At 66.1% G+C, this 16,358-nt stretch carries 13 protein-coding genes; 7 read left to right on the forward strand and 6 right to left on the reverse strand.

Translation table 11 applies throughout. The features are described 5' to 3' along the window. Window positions 1–16: 16 nt before the first annotated feature. The 3 genes from C8C99_RS07185 to C8C99_RS07195 all read right to left on the reverse strand — a co-directional run bounded on the left by C8C99_RS07185 (window position 17) and on the right by C8C99_RS07195 (window position 2,084). Window positions 17–1,099, reverse strand: coding sequence for a DUF72 domain-containing protein (locus C8C99_RS07185; RefSeq protein ID WP_108625354.1), 1,083 nt, complete (start codon window positions 1,097–1,099; stop codon window positions 17–19). 45 nt (window positions 1,100–1,144) lie between these two features. Then, a complete protein-coding gene (locus C8C99_RS07190) occupies window positions 1,145–1,549 on the reverse strand; it encodes a hypothetical protein (protein ID WP_108625355.1) in 405 nt (134 codons plus the stop codon). Window positions 1,550–1,790: 241 nt separating this feature from the next. After that, entirely contained in the window at window positions 1,791–2,084 is a 294-nt protein-coding gene (locus C8C99_RS07195; protein WP_108624899.1) for a DUF4148 domain-containing protein, read from the reverse strand. A 273-nt stretch (window positions 2,085–2,357) separates the two neighbouring features. Here C8C99_RS07195 and C8C99_RS07200 point away from each other — a divergent pair, with 273 nt between their 5' ends. The 3 genes from C8C99_RS07200 (at window position 2,358) to C8C99_RS07210 (ending at window position 6,930) form a co-directional block, all read left to right on the forward strand. Continuing rightward, the gene (locus C8C99_RS07200) at window positions 2,358–4,727 is read left to right on the forward strand and encodes a Tex family protein (RefSeq protein ID WP_108625356.1); all 2,370 of its coding nucleotides are present in this window, start codon (window positions 2,358–2,360) and stop codon (window positions 4,725–4,727) included. 87 nt (window positions 4,728–4,814) lie between these two features. Continuing rightward, entirely contained in the window at window positions 4,815–5,642 is an 828-nt protein-coding gene (locus C8C99_RS07205; RefSeq protein ID WP_108625357.1) for an HDOD domain-containing protein, read from the forward strand. Between the two features lie 115 nt (window positions 5,643–5,757). Further along, complete coding sequence (locus tag C8C99_RS07210; protein WP_108625358.1) at window positions 5,758–6,930, forward strand: patatin-like phospholipase family protein; 1,173 nt, start codon at window positions 5,758–5,760, stop codon at window positions 6,928–6,930. A gap of 331 nt (window positions 6,931–7,261) precedes the next feature. On the opposite strand, the gene C8C99_RS07220 is transcribed toward C8C99_RS07210, so the two are convergent. Together C8C99_RS07220 and C8C99_RS07225 are read right to left on the reverse strand one after the other, a co-directional pair. Next, window positions 7,262–10,084 carry an EAL domain-containing protein gene (locus C8C99_RS07220; protein WP_108625359.1) on the reverse strand — a complete coding sequence of 941 codons (2,823 nt, stop codon included), beginning with the start codon at window positions 10,082–10,084 and terminating at the stop codon, window positions 7,262–7,264. Between the two features lie 251 nt (window positions 10,085–10,335). Then, a complete protein-coding gene (locus tag C8C99_RS07225) occupies window positions 10,336–11,472 on the reverse strand; it encodes an iron-containing alcohol dehydrogenase (RefSeq protein ID WP_108625360.1) in 1,137 nt (378 codons plus the stop codon). 97 nt (window positions 11,473–11,569) lie between these two features. Between C8C99_RS07225 and C8C99_RS07230 the strand changes: the two genes are divergently transcribed. From C8C99_RS07230 to C8C99_RS07240, 3 genes are all read left to right on the forward strand, one after another. Next, window positions 11,570–12,439 (forward strand): 2-keto-4-pentenoate hydratase, encoded by an 870-nt coding sequence (locus tag C8C99_RS07230; RefSeq protein ID WP_108625361.1) that lies wholly within the window; start codon window positions 11,570–11,572, stop codon window positions 12,437–12,439. Window positions 12,440–12,500: 61 nt separating this feature from the next. Continuing rightward, window positions 12,501–13,463, forward strand: coding sequence for an alpha/beta hydrolase (locus tag C8C99_RS07235; RefSeq protein ID WP_108625362.1), 963 nt, complete (start codon window positions 12,501–12,503; stop codon window positions 13,461–13,463). A gap of 8 nt (window positions 13,464–13,471) precedes the next feature. Next, window positions 13,472–14,329: a YbgC/FadM family acyl-CoA thioesterase gene (locus C8C99_RS07240; protein WP_108625363.1), complete on the forward strand. Its 858-nt coding sequence runs from the start codon at window positions 13,472–13,474 to the stop codon at window positions 14,327–14,329. Window positions 14,330–14,392: 63 nt separating this feature from the next. On the opposite strand, the gene C8C99_RS07245 is transcribed toward C8C99_RS07240, so the two are convergent. Further along, entirely contained in the window at window positions 14,393–15,310 is a 918-nt protein-coding gene (locus C8C99_RS07245) for a folate-binding protein YgfZ (RefSeq protein ID WP_108625364.1), read from the reverse strand. Window positions 15,311–15,355: 45 nt separating this feature from the next. On the opposite strand from C8C99_RS07245, the gene mltG reads away from it, so the two are divergent. Further along, on the forward strand, window positions 15,356–16,342 hold the full coding sequence (mltG, locus tag C8C99_RS07250) for an endolytic transglycosylase MltG (RefSeq protein WP_304529395.1): 987 nt from the start codon (window positions 15,356–15,358) through the stop codon (window positions 16,340–16,342). Window positions 16,343–16,358: the final 16 nt, after the last annotated feature.

Genomic DNA, 16,358 nt, shown 5'->3' on the forward strand with positions numbered 1-16,358 from the left:
CGGAGCGGCGGCGCCCTTATCGGGCCGCCAGCTTTGCGACCTCTTCAGCCACCCCGCGCACCGTGAGCGGCGCGCAGCCCTCTGCGTGGTTGCTGATGGTCACGAAGGCGTTCTGCCCCCGACCCGTGGTACCCGCGATGACGGCAGCCAGCGCCGCCCGGGTTTCCAGGTCCGGGTGATGCAGCCGGTCGTAGGGCTCGTACAGCCGCTCGGCCTCTTCATAGCCGTAGGGGCCGTGCACGGGGTTCAGGTTCCAGCGGCACACCAACGGGCCGGGCCACAGCGCACGCAGCATGGGCAACTGGTTTTGCAGCGGCGGCATCTTGGCGTGGAGCCCCAGGCAATAGGTGGCGCCCGCTTCGCGCAGCACGGCCGCAAAGTCCGGCGTCAGCCATTCGGGGTCGCGCACCTCCACGGCAATCACGCCATCAGGCGCTAGCGGTGCCAACGGGGGCAGGGCCAGCAGCATGGCACGCAGGCGATCCAGCAAGAGGGGCATGCGGTCCAGCTGCGCCAGCGGCAGGGGGCTGAGCTGGAACACCAACGCGCCCAGCTTGTGGCCCAGCCCCTGCAGCGCAGGCTCGACACATTCGCTGCGGGCCAGCTCGGGGCTCAAGAACGCCGGGTTGGGCTGGCGGCCCCGTCCGTCTTCGCTGCGCACCAGTGCATCCGTCACCACGCTGGGGGCTTTGACCACAAACCGGAAATCGTCGGGCACCTGTGACGCATAGCGTTCATATTGGCTCACCGTGAGCGGGCGGTAGAAGCTGCGGTCGATGCTCACCGTGCGCATCAGCGGGTGCTGGGCATACACGGCCAGCCCTTGTTTGGAAAGTTGCGTGTCGGAATGCTCGCCCTCCCACACCAGGCCTTTCCAGCCGGGGTAGGTCCATGACGATGTGCCCAGGCGCAACCGGGGCGGCAGGGCGGCGGCAAGCGCCGTCAACGCATCGTCCGAAGCGATGAGGGCCACGGTGCCGGACCGGGTGCGCCGCGTGGGGGCTGCACCGTCCTGCGCTGGGGGCAAAGCGGGGGCCGAGGCGGCAGCTTCAGCAGGGGGCGGCTTGGGGAGCGTGTCGCCAAAAAGATCGTCTTGCATGCGCTGGGGTGGGGCGGCTAAGAGCAGTGCTAGCGGGCCGAGACGCTACGAGCCGCCAAACAACCCGCTCTCGTCCAGCAGGTCAAACGTGATCTGGGGGTGGGCGTCCATGCTTTTCTTGATGGCTGCCGGAATGGCTTGCCGCGTCTTGCGGCACAACCCCGGCTGTTCGTGCACCAAGATCGCAATGCCGCGGAGGCTGCGCACCTCGTTCGGGCTTTGGGTGATGGACAGGCGAATGCCCAATTGCTGCTCCATGCGCTCCTGCATCCTCCGCAGGTCGGCCAGGCTGCCGAGGTTCTCCAGGCGCTCCAGCATCTTCTTTTCTTCGCCGCGCGTGAGCATCAGGATGCGCACATCGCTGCCTGGCGTCTGCAGTAGCGCATCCCGGTCGCACACGCAGGTGCCGGGAGGGCATTCGGTGCGTATGGGGAAGGGGGGAAGGGACATGGAACGGCGTGTGAACAGTCCTTCATTCTATGAAGGGCTGGCCGTGCCGAGCGTGTGACTGCCCGCAAGCCCATGCAGTCCGCCAACAAAAAGGGCTCCACAAGGGAGCCCTTTTTGCCTGCCCGCCCCTGCGGTTCAGTTAACACTCCCCATGGCAGCAGCACCCGCACCGCGCGAAGTGCCACCACCATGGGAAGTCCCGCAACTGCTTCAAACCAATCTCAGCAGTTGGTCTGCCAAATTACATGGCGCTGAATTCGCCCGAAGGGATCTGGCCGGTGCGCACGGCTTCGGCAGCCTGGGCACGCACGGCAGCACGGTCAGCGGTGGACTTGTAGGTCACCACGCGCGAGCCTGCGGGTTCCATGTTGTGGGTGCGGGCTTCGGTGACGGCTTCGGCAGCCACTTCAGCGCGGGTGCGGTTCGTGTCGAACTTCAGGGCAAATTGCGAGCCATCGGCTTCATCAGCATGGGCGCCAAAAGCGGCGAAAGCGGCAACAGCGGCGACGGAGAGGAAACGAGCGGTCTTGTTCATGATGAAAATCCTTGAAAGTTAAAAAGCGTCTCAAAAAAGCCGGGTCAAAAACCATTCCTGAACCGGGTTCGGTGAGTCGCCTTGCGGGTTCGGCTCATCGATGGGATGAACTGTACGCCGATGGTGTTCAGGGAAAAACCACCCAGTCGCAAACTAACTGTTCCAGTATTGAGAACAATCCGTCGACCCGTCGCCGGGCTGCCAAACCGCCTGTGGCAAACTCGCGCGCTTCGCTTTTTTGTTTGACCGAGTCTCAGAGAGTCCGTCCCACCCATGCAGCAGATCGTTCGGCAGTTGGCCGCAGAAATCAAAGTCAGTGAACAACAGGTGCGCGCAGCGGTGGAGCTGCTGGATGGCGGTGCCACGGTGCCCTTCATTGCGCGCTATCGCAAGGAAGTGACGGGCGGGCTGGACGACATCCAGCTGCGCGAGCTGGAGGCGCGCCTGTCCTACCTGCGCGAGCTGGAAGACCGCCGCGTGGCAGTGCTCCGGGCCATCGACGAACAAGGCAAGCTGACCGACGCGCTGCGCGCCGCCATCGCCGCCGCGCCCACCAAGCAGGAGCTGGAAGACATCTACCTGCCGTTCAAGCAAAAGCGCCGCACCAAGGGCCAGATCGCGCGCGAATTTGGCATCGAGCCGCTGGCCGACAAGCTGTTTGCCGACCCCACGCTGGACCCGGCTGTGGAGGCCGCCGCATTCACCAAGCCGCCCGAAGTGCTGGACGACGGCAAGCCCGGTGCTGATTTCTCCACTGTGCCTGCCGTGCTCGACGGCGTGCGCGACATCTTGAGCGAGCGCTGGGCCGAAGACCCGGCCTTGGTGCAAAACCTGCGCGAGTGGCTGTGGGCCGAAGGCCTGCTGCGCAGCAAGAAGGTGGACAGCAAGAACGAGAACGACCCCGAGGTCTCCAAGTTCCGCGACTACTTTGACTACGACGAACCCATTGGCCGCGTGCCCTCGCACCGCGCGCTGGCGGTGTTCCGGGGCCGTGGGCTGGAGATTCTGGAAGCCAAGCTGGTGCTGCCCGTGGAGCCCGAACCCGGCAAGCCCAGCATCGCCGAAGGCAAGATCGCCCTGCACCTGGGCTGGAGCCACCAGGGCCGCAAGGCGGACGACTTGATCCGCAAGTGCGTGGCCTGGACCTGGCGCGTGAAGCTCAGCCTCTCCACCGAGCGCGACCTTTTTGCCCGCCTGCGCGACGAGGCCGAGAAGGTGGCGATCAAGGTGTTTGCCGACAACCTGCGCGACCTGCTGCTGGCCGCACCGGCCGGCCCGCGCGTGGTGATGGGTCTGGACCCGGGCATCCGCACCGGCGTCAAGGTGGCTGTGGTGGACGCCACCGGCAAGCTGGTGGAGACCGCGACCGTGTACCCTCACGAGCCGCGCCGCGACTGGGAAGGCTCGCTGCATACGCTGGCCAAGCTGGTGGAAAAGCACGGTGTGAACCTTATTGCGATTGGCAACGGCACGGCCAGCCGCGAGACGGACAAGCTGGCCGCCGACCTGATCAAGATGGCCGCCAAGGCCGACCGCGCCATCGAGAAGGTGGTGGTGAGCGAGGCGGGCGCGTCTGTCTACTCCGCCAGCGAATATGCCTCGCAAGAAATGCCCGATGTGGACGTGAGCCTGCGCGGCGCCGCCTCCATCGCCCGCCGCCTTCAGGACCCGCTGGCCGAGTTGGTGAAGATCGACCCCAAAAGCATCGGCGTGGGCCAGTACCAGCACGACGTGAACCAGAGCGAGCTGGCACGTACCCTGGGCACCGTGGTGGAAGACTGCGTGAACTCCGTGGGCGTGGACCTGAACACGGCCAGCGTGCCGCTTTTGAGCCGCGTGTCGGGGCTGTCGGGCAGCGTGGCCAAGGCGGTGGTCCGCTGGCGCGAGGCCAACGGTGCGTTCAAGAGCCGCAAGCAGTTCATGGACGTGGCGGGCCTTGGCGCCAAAACCTTTGAGCAGAGCGCAGGCTTCTTGCGCATTCGTGGCGGAGACAACCCGCTGGACATGACGGGTGTTCACCCCGAGACCTACCCGGTGGTCGAGCAGATCATGGAAAAGACGGGCAAGCCGGTGGCCGAGATCATGGGCCGCGCCGACATGCTCAAGACCCTGAAGCCCGAGCTGTTCGCCAACGAGAAGTTTGGCGTCATCACCGTCAAGGACATCCTGGCCGAGCTGGAAAAGCCAGGCCGCGATCCGCGCCCCGACTTCAAGGTGGCCCGCTTCAACGATGGCGTGGAAGACATCAAGGACCTCAAGGAAGGCATGATCCTCGAAGGCACGGTGAGCAATGTGGCCCAGTTCGGCGCCTTCATCGACCTTGGGGTGCACCAGGATGGCCTGGTGCATGTGAGCCAGTTGGCGCACAAATTTGTGAACGACGCGCGCGAGGTGGTCAAGACCGGCGACATCGTCAAGGTCAAGGTCATGGAGGTGGACGTGGAGCGCAAGCGCATCGGCCTGTCGATGAAGCTGGATGCCGCGCCACCACGCCAGGGCGGTGACCGCGGTGCACCCCGTGACAACCGCTTTGAGGGCGCTGGCCGGGGCTACGCACAACCCCAGCGCCGAGCGCCCGAGCCCGCGCAGCAGTCGGCCATGGCGTCGGCGTTTGCGAAGTTGCAACAGGTCAAGGGCCGCTGACGCCGCCCGCTGTGTGGCCGGTGGTGTTTTGGCCGTACAGGGCCCCATAATCGCAAGCACCTGAACCAACCACCGGCGCCGTACCCCATGGAGTTGAACGCACTGCTGGCCCAACCTGTGGCACTGCCCAGCCTTCCGCGCGCCGTGGCGTTGCTGATGAGCGAGCTGGCCCACCCTGAGCCCAGCTTGCGGCGCCTGAACCAACTGTTCGGCACCGACCCCGCCCTGGCGGCGCGCCTGCTGGAGCTGGCCAACTCCCCCACCTTCCAGCTGCCCGGGCAGATCGCGGGCATCCCCGAGGCACTGGCGCTACTGGGCACCGCACAGTTGCGCACGCTGGTCACCTCGGCACCGCTGGGCACCACGTCACGCTCGGTGCCCGGGGTGAACATGCAGCAGTTCTGGCGTTACAGCCTCAACACAGCCAAGCTCGCGCGGTCGCTAGCGGGCATCGTCCACCACAACCAGATCGCGGCCTATACCGCCGGTTTGCTGCATGCCTTGGGCGAGCTGGTGATCCATCTGGCGGACCCCGAGAAGGCCCAGTCAGTCAACACCCTGGTGGCGCCATTTGATCTGCGCCGCGACAAGATCGAGCAGCGCATTTTTGGCTACAGCTACGGCCAGGTCACGGCGGACTGTGCACGCCGCTGGCAATTGCCCGAGGTGGTGATCGATGCCCTGCAACACCAGCATGCGCCGTTTGACAACAAGGTCTACGAACCGCTGGCGGGCGTTATCCACCTGGCCGCATGGCGTGCCCGCGCTCGCGAAGCCGAGCTGAACGAAAAGGAGCTGGCGGTGTCCTTCCCCGGCGAAGTGGGGCTGACCCTGGGGCTCGACATTGACATGGTGCTGCAGCAAGACCCCATTGACTGGACGGCCCGGCCCGAGGCGGCGGATTTCGTCGTGTAGCTTCGCTTTACCCCGCTAGAGGCAGGCCTGCAGTGCTTGGGATGGTGAGGTCGTCGTCGGCTGGGCGACAGTGTGTGGTGAAGGTGCGAATTGCCGCTTTGCGACAATCAACGCCATGAAAGCACTGCGCATCCACGCCGGCCCCCGCGCCCGCCAACACCTGGAACAACAGGGCCTGCAGCCCGCGGATGTGGGCGTGATTCCGGCGGCAGCCGGTGGGCCCAAGGGCTTGATCCTGGGGCCCATGGACCGGTTCATCTTTGGGGAATGGCTGCCGCGCTCAGACCAGCCCGTGCACTTGGTGGGCGCCTCCATCGGCGCCTGGCGCATGGCCACGGCCTGCCTGCAGCAATCGGTGGCAGCCTTTGAGCGGCTGGAACACGACTACATCCACCAGGACTACGAGCTGCCACCCGGCAAAAAGCGCCCCACAGCCGCCCATGTGAGTGAGCGGTTCGGCCAGAACCTGGAGGCCTTCTACGGCGGGCGGGTGCAGGAAGTGCTGAGCCACCCGCGCTACCGCCTGCACATCGTCACGTCCCGGGGCCGCCATGTGCTGGGGCGCGAACATGCGCTGGGCACGCCACTCGGTTATCTGGGGGCGTTCGTGACCAACACCGTGCACCGCAAGGCGATGGGGGCCTGGCTGGAGCGGGTGGTGTTTTCCTCGTCAGGCGCGGCCTTGCCTTTTGCCACGACCGACTACCGCACCCGGCAGGTCGGGCTGAGCGCAGACAACTTCATGCAAGCGCTCCAGGCCAGTTGCTCGATCCCGTTTGTCCTGCAGGCCGTGCACAACATCCCGGGTGCGCCCCGGGGTGCTTACTGGGATGGCGGCATCACCGACTACCACCTGCATCTTGCTTATGGTCTGCCGAACGAAGATGCTTCTGAATTGATAGCTGCTCAGGCAATGAGCCCTAGCGCTTCCGGCGGAAAAGGCTTCAAATCTGCGTCCGAGCCGCTGCGCGCGGGTGCTGGTGGCATCGTGCTCTACCCCCACTTCCAGCACCGTGTGGTGCCGGGCTGGCTGGACAAGGGGCTGAAGTGGCGCCACAAGGCCACGTCGGCGCTCGACAACATGGTGGTGCTGTCACCCGACCCGGACTGGGTGCGCCGATTGCCCAACGCCAAGCTGCCCGACCGCAACGATTTCACGCATTACGGCACAGACAGCCGCGCACGAGCGAAAGCGTGGCTGTCGGCCACGCGTGCCAGCCAGCAACTGGTGGATGAGTGGCGCGAATGGCTGGAGCGGCCTGACATGGGCGCGGTGCGGCCGCTGTAGGCTGCCAGGGCGGACGCGCCTCTGGGGCTCGTTGGGTCTCTTGCGCTGGCTGCTGGCTCTCAGAACCTGTTCAAAGTCTTTTTGGAGTTGCACAAGTACCTTGCCGGGATGGGATGCAAGGCGCGGTGCGCCGCCGATAGCCCGTGCTATCGGCAAGCGCCGCAACGCCGCAGACCGCCCGGCAAGGCACTTGCCCGCAGGGTTGGAGTGAAATAGGGCGATTGGACGCCCCGGCTGCTTGCATGGGCACGAGCCCATGCGGCGCATCCGAAGCATCCACTCATCCCGATTGCACTTCAATGCAATTTCCAAAAAGACTTTGAACAGGTTCTTAGGTCGAAGCAGGGCGACGTGCCGCCTCCTGCACCGCCCGGGCAGCATGGCGCGCAGCGTGGTCTCGGGCCCAAGGCAGCACATCGGCCGCGGGCATGGGCCGGGCAATGCCATAACCCTGCGCGCGCTCGCAGCCCAGCTCCAGCAGCTTGGCGCAATGCTCAGCGGTTTCGACGCCTTCGGCTACCACGTGGCGGTGGAACGCAGCCGCCAGCGCCACGATGGCTTGGACGAGGGTGAGGTCGTCGCCGTCCTCCAGAATGCCGCGCACGAAGGACTGGTCGATCTTGATGGTCTCGGCGGGCAGGCGCTTGAGGTAGGACAGGGACGAAAAGCCGGTGCCAAAGTCGTCTAGCGCAAAACGCACGCCCAGGGCCTGGCAGCTTTGCATCATGCGGCGCATGTACTGCATGTCTTCGAGCGCGGCGGATTCCAGGATCTCCAGCTCCAGCCGCGAGGGAGACACCTCGGGGCAGGTGTGCAGGATGTCCTTGAGCCGCTGCACAAAGTTGGGCCGGTGGAAGTGGGGCGCCGCGATGTTGACGCTGACCTCCCAGCCCATGCCCGCATCGCTCCACACCCGCATCTGCGCCAGGGCCTGGCGCAGCACCCATTCGCCCAGTTCAACCTGCAGGTCCGTGTCCTCCACCAGCGGCAGCACGTGCTGCGGGCCCAGCAGCCCCTCTTGCGGGTGTTGCCAGCGCAGCAGGGCTTCCAGCCCAATGATCTCGCCGGTGCGCAGATTGACCTTGGGCTGGTAGTGCAGCACCAGCTCGCCCGCGTGCAGTGCGCGGGCCACCCGGGTCTGGCGGGTGTGCTGGGTCTGCACGGCGTGGTCGTGCTGCACATCGAACACGTGCAGCTGGTTGCGCCCGAAGCTCTTGGCCTGGCACATGGCCTGGTCGGCGTGGCGCAGCAGGGTGTCGGGGTTGGCGTCGTCCTGCGGAAACACGGCCACGCCAATGCTGACGGTAATGTTCACCAGGCGGTCGTCAATCGCGTAGGGCGCGGCCAGTTGCTGCATCAGCACGGCCAGGCGCGCCTCGATGGCGGGCACATCGGGCTGTTCGCCCAGCAGCAGCACAAACTCGTCGCCGCCCATGCGGGCCACGGCTTCATGGGCCGCGATGAAAGCGCCCAGGCGTCGGGCCACTTCCTTGAGCAGGCGGTCGCCCACGCGCTGTCCAAAGGTGTCGTTCACCGCCTGGAAGTGGTCCAGGTCCAGCATGCACACCGCCAGCAGCAGCTGATGGTTGCGGGCCACAAACAGGGCGTGCGTGAGCTTTTCGGCCAGCGCCGCGCGGTTGTAAAGGCCAGTGAGCGCATCGTGGCGCGCGTGCCAGGAGATCTGGTGGCGCAGGTTGCGTGTTTCGGTCACGTCGCGGAACACCAGCACGCAGCCTGTGGCGTGGCCGCTGCCCTCGCGGATGGCGGCCGCCGTGTACTCGATGGCGTAGCGCTCGCCAGAGCGGTGGATCAACACCTCGTAGGTGGCCTGTTGCAGCACGCCTGGCTGCGTGTCGCGTTCGGCGGCGGCGCTGGCCGTGCGGCTGGCCGGCTCTTCGTACAGGCGAAACACGTCGTCCAGCTGCCGGCCCAGCGCCTGCTCAGCAGTGAACCCGGTCATGAGCTGTGCGGCTTCGTTGATGGTCTCGATGCGCCCGCCCAGGTCGGTGGTGATGACGCCGTCGCCGATGGAGGCCAGGGTGATTTCGGCACGTTCTTTTTCGGCGCGCAGGGCCTCCTGGGCGCGTTTGCGCTCCGTCACGTCCACCAGCGTGCCGATGGTGCCGGCCAGCTCGCCGTTGGTGCTGGTGAACGGCGCTTCGTAGTAGGCCATGTCCAGTGGGGGCTGGTGGGGCGGGCGGATGCGGATCTCGTTGTCTTGTGCGCTGGCGACGTGGGCCGACCGTTCCGGGGCCAGTTCGGCAGGCAGGCTGGCACCTGCGGCGCCGTCAGCGCCCGGTTGGGAATGGAACAGGCGCTGCCAGGCGCGGTTGGCGTCCAGGTAGGTGCCGTCGGTATGGCGCACAAACACAGGCAGGGGCAGGGCATCGATCAACTGACGGGTGAAGTGCAGTTGCTCGCTCTGCTGGCGCTGCGTTTCGTGCAGGGACAACACCAGGGACTGCACCTTGCCCGCCATGTCGTTGAAGGTCTCGGCCATGGCGCGGGACTCAAGCGTGCCGGTGACCTCCATGCGGGTGCTCAGATAGCCCTGGCGAAACGAGTCGGTGGCCTGGGCCAGGCGTTGCAACATGCGGGCATTGGCGCGCAGCAGCAGCGTCAGCAGGAACAGGATGGTGAAGATGTTGAGCGCCGAGATACGTGCCTGCACCAGCACCGTGGCCCAGACCTGGTCCACCAGCGACTGGGTGTGCGCGGTGATCGTCAACCGCCCCGATGTGCCGTCAGCGAGTGTCAGGCCCGACTGTTGCACGGGAGCGGAAAGATCCAGCCCGTGGGCGAACCACTGAGGAGCAACGGCGGGGTAGGGGGGGGCGGTGACCTCAATGGGAGGCTGATCTGCGGCCTGCCACTTCAGGGAGGCAATACCCGGTGCCGCCTGTGCAAGCGCCTCGGTCATGGCGCGGGTGACGGCATCTGCAGCGGGCGCGGGCAACGTTGCCAGGTGCAGCAGCAGGGGGTCGCTGGTACGCCGCAGCTCGGTGGTGGCCTGTTGCTGGGCCTCGTCGGTTTCTGCCGCCAGCAGGTAGTGGTAACGCACCCCGGTGACCAGCAGAATGATCGCCACGATGGGCACGTACAGCCTGGGGTAGGTGCCTCGAAGAAGCCAGACGGTGAGATTTCCAGTACGCATTGACGGCGGTCCTCCCCCTACAACCCCAGGGTAATGAATGGTTAATTAATTCTTGTCGGGGAGGAGTCTAGCGTGTAAGAAGTTGTGAGCCGAATTCTGGACAGCGCAGTTTGCGCGGGTGTTGCACACCTGTGACTGTTGGTGATTGCCACCCAGGCCAACGCAGCGTGCACCCCGGGCCTTGGTGCGCAAACCGCCACGCCGCTACGGCCGGGTGCAGGCGCGGCGTGTGTCTTTAGTGGGGCGGTGGATCAGAGCGACTGGGCCAGCATGTCGCGGTATTCCCCAGGTGTGGCGACGCGCGGGTTGGTCTTGTGGCAATGGTCGGCCATGGCGCCCTTGATGATGTCGTCGAACATCGCCTCTGTCACACCCATGGCCGCCAGGCCCGTGGGCAGGCCCAGGCGGGCGTTCATGTCGCGGATGGCCTCGGGGATATCGCCCGCAGACTTGAGGCCCATGGCGTGGGCCATGCGCTCCAGGCGCTTTTCTTTCTGTACCGATTCGGCCTGCGCGTTGAAGCGCACCACGGCGGGCAAAAACATGGCATTGAGCGTGCCGTGGTGCAGGCGCGGGTTCACGCCGCCCAGGCTGTGGCTGAGCGAGTGCACGGCACCCAGGCCCTTCTGGAAGGCCATGGCGCCCTGCATGCTGGCGCTCATCATGTGCAGGCGCGCTTCGCGGTCGCTGCCGTTTTTGGTGGCCTGCTCGATGTTCGCCCAGCCGCGAGTCAGGCCGTCCAGCGCAATGCCGTCAGCGGGCGGGTTGAACGCGGCAGACATGAAGGTTTCCATGCAGTGCGCAATCGCATCCATGCCCGTAGCGGCGGTGAGCATGGGGGGCAGGCCCAGCGTGAGCTCGGGGTCACAGATGGCCGTCTTGGGCACCAGGTTCCACGAGTGAAAGCCAAGCTTGCGGTGGTCGTCCACGATGATGATGGCGCCGCGCGCCACTTCGCTTCCCGTGCCGCTGGTGGTGGGCACGGCGATCAGCGGCGCAGCGCGGTCGGTAATGCGGGGCGAGCCGCCTTCGATGGTGGCGTAGTGCGTCAGTGGCCCCTCGTGCGTGGCGGCAATCGCGATGCCCTTGGCGCAGTCGATGGCCGAGCCGCCACCCACGGCAATCAGGCCGTCGCAGCCCTGGGCCTTGTACATCTCCACCGCCGCGCGCACGGCGGCTTCGGTGGGGTTGGACGGGGTCTGGTCAAACACGGCCACCGTCATGCCGGGCAGTGCATCCAGCGCCTTTTGCAGCACGCCTGCGGCCTTCACGCCGGGGTCCGTCACGATCAGCGGACGGGTGATGCCCACGCGTTCGCATTCCTGCTTGAGCAGTTGGACGGCGCCGAATTCAAACTGGATCTGGGTGACGTAGTAGATGAAAGCCATGGTGCAACAGGATGTGTGAAAGGGAGTGCCAGCGATTACGATAGCTCGCCAGCCCTTGGAACGGATTCTGAGCCCACTTTATAAGGAGGAGACAGCCGTGAAAACGAAGCAAACCCTGATGGCGGCCCTGGTGGCCGTCGCATCTGTGACAACTGCCCAGGCCCAGTGCCTGACCGATGCGCAGGCCGCCGACCTGGTGGCCGCCTATGTCGCCAAGACCCCGGCAGCCAACCCCGAGAACCTCACGGACGCCGACGGCGCCTGCACACGCGGCAAGGTCAACGCCTTGCTGGCCCAGCGCATGGGCAAGGTGATTGGCTACAAGGCGGGCCTGACCAACCCCGCCGTGCAAAAGCGCTTCAACACCGACAAGCCCGTGTGGGGCAAGCTTTACGAGGGCATGGTGTTGCCCAGCGGCGCCACGGTGGATGCGGCTTTCGGTGCCCGGCCCCTGTACGAGGCCGACATGCTGGTCCGCGTGAAAAGCGCCGCCATCAACCAGGCCAAGACCCCCATGGACGTGCTGGACGCGGTGGACCAGATCATTCCGTTCATCGAACTGCCTGACCTGATGGTGCAAGCGCCGCCCAAGCTCAACGGAGCAGGCGTGACCGCCATCAATGTGGGCGCGCGCCTGGGTGTGGCGGGTGCCCCCATTGCCGTTCCGGCGTACCGTGGCGAACGTTTTGCGATGCTGAAAGCCCTGGCCGACATGAACGTGTCGCTGACCGATGGCGCGGGCACGCGCCTGGGCGGCGGCAAGGGCAGCGACATCCTGGACCATCCGCTCAATGCCGTGGTGTGGCTGGCCGGTGCGCTGGCGCAGGAAGGCCTGACCATGCAGCCGGGCGACCTGATCAGCCTGGGATCGTTCTCGCCGCTGCTGCCGCCCAAGGCGGGCCTGTCAGTTACTGCCACCTATGACGGCCTGCCCGGCGCAGCACCCGTGCGACTGAGTTTCAAGTAAGCCACCCCTGATCGGCCCACCACCGTGCGGGCCGTTGTCTTTTTTGCCGAGACCCCGACCGTTGACCGACCTGCACATCCACCACACCCGCCTGACCCCGCAGATGCGCAGCGTGCTCGAACGCATGGCCCGCGCCGGGCACCCACCACTGCACACGCGCACGCCGCAAGAGGCACGCATCGCCTATCAGGCAGGTGCCGACGTGCTGGAGGTGCCCAAGGCCGCGCTGGCGCGGGTCGAAGACCTGCAGATCCCCACCCGCGACGGCGCCCAACTGCCCGCGCGGTTGTACGCGCCCAACACCGATAAGGGCCTGCCCGTGCTGCTGTACACGCACGGCGGCGGCTTCACCATCGGCAACATCGCCACGCACGACATCCTGTGTCGCGAGCTGGCGCGTCTGGCCGGTTGCATGGTGGTCTCGCTGGATTACCGGTTGGCGCCGGAGCACCGCTTTCCCACGGCCAGCAATGACGCCTGGGATTCCTTGCAATGGCTCGCTGCCAACGCCGAGCGCCTGGGCGCAGACCCGCAGCGGCTGGCCGTGGGCGGCGACAGTGCAGGCGGCACCCTGGCTGCCGTCAATGCCATCCTGGCGCGCGATGCAGGCCTGCCTCTGGCGCTGCAGCTGCTGATCTACCCCGGCTGCGCCGCACACCAGGACACGCCTTCGCACGCCACCTTTGCGCGCGGCCTGGTGCTGGAAGAGCCCGCCATCAGCTGGTTTTTCGGCAACTATGTGACCACGCGCGAGGAGCGCGAGGACTGGCGTTTTGCCCCGCTGCTGGCGCCGGACGTGGAATGCGTTGCGCCCGCCTGGATTGGCCTGGCCGAATGCGACCCGCTGGTGGACGAGGGTGTTGACTACGCCGACAAGCTGCGCCTGGCGGGCGTGCCGGTGGACCTGGACATCTACCGCGGCGTGACCCACGAATTCATCAAGATGGGCCGCGCCATCCCCGAGGCGCGCAAGGCCCATGCCGATGCAGCCCGTGCGCTGCGGCTGGCTTTTCACCTGGAGTAAACAGACCCATGCAACGCACTGATTTCCGTTGTTTCCACCGTCTGCGCGTGCGCTGGGCCGAGGTGGACATGCAAAAGATCGTGTTCAACGCGCACTACCTCATGTACGTGGATACCGCCATGTCTGAGTACTGGCGCGCGCTGGCGCTGCCGTACGAGGCGAGCATGCTGGCGCTGGGCGGCGAGATGTATGTGAAGAAGGCCACGGTGGAGTACCACGCCTCGGCGCGGCTTGATGACACGCTGGACGTGGGCCTGAAGTGCGCGCGCATCGGCAACTCGTCGTGCCTGTTCACGGCGGGCATTTTCTGTGGCGACCGCCTGCTGATCTCTGCCGAGCTGGTCTACGTGTTTGCCGACCCGGCCACGCAAACCTCCCGTCCGGTGCCGCCCGCACTGCGCGCGATCTTCGAAGGGTTTGAAGCGGGCGCCGAGATGGCCGAGGTGCGCACGGGCGACTGGAACACCCTGGGCCGCGATGCCGGCCGCGTGCGCACCGATGTGTTTGTGCACGAGCAGGGCATCCCGGCCGAGGTTGAGGCCGATAGGCATGACATCTCGGCGCGCCACGCCGTGCTGTACAACCGGCTGGGCATGCCCGTCGCTGCGGGTCGCCTGCTGCAGCAGTCACCCGGCGTGGGCCGCATCGGCCGCATGGCGGTGGACCGGTCAGTGCGCGGCGCGCAGTGGGGCCGTCAATTGCTGGATGCGCTGGTGGACGCTGCACGCGCCCGGGGCGATGCCGAAGTGCAATTGCACGCCCAGCGTAGCGCCGAGGGCTTCTACCGCAGTGCGGGGTTCACGGTGGTGGGTGAGCCGTACGAAGAGGCGGGCATTGCGCACATTGCCATGGTCCGCAAGCTCTGAGGGTTTGCTATTGAAAAGAGAGCTGCTCGAGCATGTTCGACTAGCAAATTCGCCCGATTTGGCTCAGATATCGTCCAGCAGCGGGTAGGGCAGGGGCAACAACGACAGCGCCACGCCGCCTGCTGCGCCCACCTGCAGTGCGCCCTCTTGGGCGGCACTGATCTGTAGCGACACGATGGTGTCAAATCCGCCGCCCGGCGCAGCGGCCACCTGCACCACGGTGCCGCAGGGTTGTTCCAGGTCGCTGGTGCTGAACACCTCGGTTCCCACCGCCACCTCGGCCGCCGCGTGGGCGATGTAGGCACGGCGCTTGAGCGTGCCCCGGAACTGGCTGCGTGCCACCACTTCCTGGCCGGGGTAGCAGCCTTTCTTGAAGTTCACGCCGCCCACAGATTCATAGTTGAGCATCTGGGGCACAAAGGCTTCGACCACCGGCGTGGTCAGCGTGGCGACGCCGCTGATGACTTCGCTCCAGAGCCACAGCGTCGCATCCAGCGCCGGGCCTGCGGGCGCGGGCTCTGTGGCGGGGGCTACCCACAGGGCGCGTGGGGTGAGGTCCGCGGGATAGAGGTGCACCACCGTTGCAGTACCAAAATCAGCTTTGGTCCAGGCCGGTTGGGCACTGCCAGCTACGGCATTGATAGCATCTCCAGCGATGCCATACAGGGCGAAGTCACCGGTAGCATCCGTCAACTTGGCCTTGGCGCGCATCACAAACATCGACAGGCGCTTGAGCGTGGCGGGCAGCAGGTCGCGGCTGCAGACCAGCAGCACCTCGGTGGCGCTGCGCTTGAAGCCGATGAAGCTGGCCTGCATGCGGCCCTTGGCCGACAAGAAGGCCGCAAGGCGGGCCTGGTCCATGCCCAGCAGGGCGAAATCCTGGGTGAGCTGGCCGTGCAGAAACTTGGCGGCGTCTTCGCCTTCCACGCGAATCACGCCGAGGTGGGACAGGGGGGCAATGCCATTCAAGGGGTAGGTCATCGCTGAATTATGATGCCCTGATTCATACATATTGGTAGCAGGGTTGTGCGACGTTTACTGGCTTTGATCGTGTTGGTGGGGATCGCACTGGGCGGCGCTGCGTATTGGTGGCTGCACCAGCCGCTGGACCTGGGCCCCGAGCCGCTGGAGCTGGCCATCGAGCCCGGCACCACGCCGCGCGGCGTGGCCCGCGATGTGGTGGCGGCCGGGGTGAAGACGGATGCGCGCCTGCTGTATGCCTGGTTCCGCGTTTCGGGGCAAGATCGTGCCATCAAGGCGGGCAACTACGAAATCCCGCCCGGCACCACGCCCATCAGCCTGCTGCAAAAGCTGGCCCGGGGCGAAGAGGCCTTGCGCGCACTCACCCTGGTCGAAGGCTGGAACTGGCGCCAGGTGCGCCAGGCGCTGGCCAAGGAAGAGCAGATCAAACACGATGCTGCCGCCTTGACCGACGAGGCGCTGATGGCCCAGCTGGGCCGCCCCGGCGTGGCGCCCGAGGGGCGGTTCTTCCCGGACACCTACACCTACGCCAAAGGCTCCAGCGATATTGCCTTGCTGCGCCGGGCGATGCACGCCATGGACCGCCATCTGGAGGCGGCCTGGGCCCAGCGCGCGGCCGACACCCCGCTCAAATCGGCGGACGAAGCGCTGACGCTGGCCAGCATTGTCGAAAAGGAAACTGGCAAGGCCAGCGACCGGGGCCAGATTGCGGGCGTGTTCGTCAACCGCCTGCGGGTGGGCATGCTGCTGCAGACCGACCCCACGGTGATCTACGGCCTGGGCGAGAAGTTCGACGGCAACCTGCGCAAGCGCGACCTGCAGTCCGACACTCCCTGGAACACCTACACCCGCGCGGGACTGCCGCCCACGCCGATCGCCATGCCCGGCAAGGCCTCGCTGCTGGCCGCCGTGCAACCCCAGGCTACGCGCGCGCTCTACTTTGTGGCCAAGGGCGACGGCACCAGCCACTTCAGCGCCTCGCTGGAGGAGCACAACCGCGCCGTCAACCGCTACCAGCGCGGGCAGCAGTAAACCGTTTCTTGAACCA

Source organism: Acidovorax sp. 107 (assembly GCF_003058055.1).
Classification (GTDB): domain Bacteria; phylum Pseudomonadota; class Gammaproteobacteria; order Burkholderiales; family Burkholderiaceae_C; genus Acidovorax.

Excerpts from the sequence above, each read along its gene's own strand:
- C8C99_RS07190 (WP_108625355.1), bottom strand. The coding sequence starts at position 1,549 with ATGTCCCTTCCCCCCTTCCCCATACGCACCGAATGCCCTCCCGGCACC.
- C8C99_RS07220 (WP_108625359.1), bottom strand. The coding sequence starts at position 10,084 with ATGCGTACTGGAAATCTCACCGTCTGGCTTCTTCGAGGCACCTACCCC.
- C8C99_RS07210 (WP_108625358.1), top strand. The coding sequence starts at position 5,758 with ATGAAAGCACTGCGCATCCACGCCGGCCCCCGCGCCCGCCAACACCTG.
- C8C99_RS07185 (WP_108625354.1), bottom strand. The coding sequence starts at position 1,099 with ATGCAAGACGATCTTTTTGGCGACACGCTCCCCAAGCCGCCCCCTGCT.
- C8C99_RS07195 (WP_108624899.1), bottom strand. The coding sequence starts at position 2,084 with ATGAACAAGACCGCTCGTTTCCTCTCCGTCGCCGCTGTTGCCGCTTTC.
- C8C99_RS07205 (WP_108625357.1), top strand. The coding sequence starts at position 4,815 with ATGGAGTTGAACGCACTGCTGGCCCAACCTGTGGCACTGCCCAGCCTT.
- C8C99_RS07245 (WP_108625364.1), bottom strand. The coding sequence starts at position 15,310 with ATGACCTACCCCTTGAATGGCATTGCCCCCCTGTCCCACCTCGGCGTG.
- C8C99_RS07225 (WP_108625360.1), bottom strand. The coding sequence starts at position 11,472 with ATGGCTTTCATCTACTACGTCACCCAGATCCAGTTTGAATTCGGCGCC.
- C8C99_RS07200 (WP_108625356.1), top strand. The coding sequence starts at position 2,358 with ATGCAGCAGATCGTTCGGCAGTTGGCCGCAGAAATCAAAGTCAGTGAA.
- C8C99_RS07240 (WP_108625363.1), top strand. The coding sequence starts at position 13,472 with ATGCAACGCACTGATTTCCGTTGTTTCCACCGTCTGCGCGTGCGCTGG.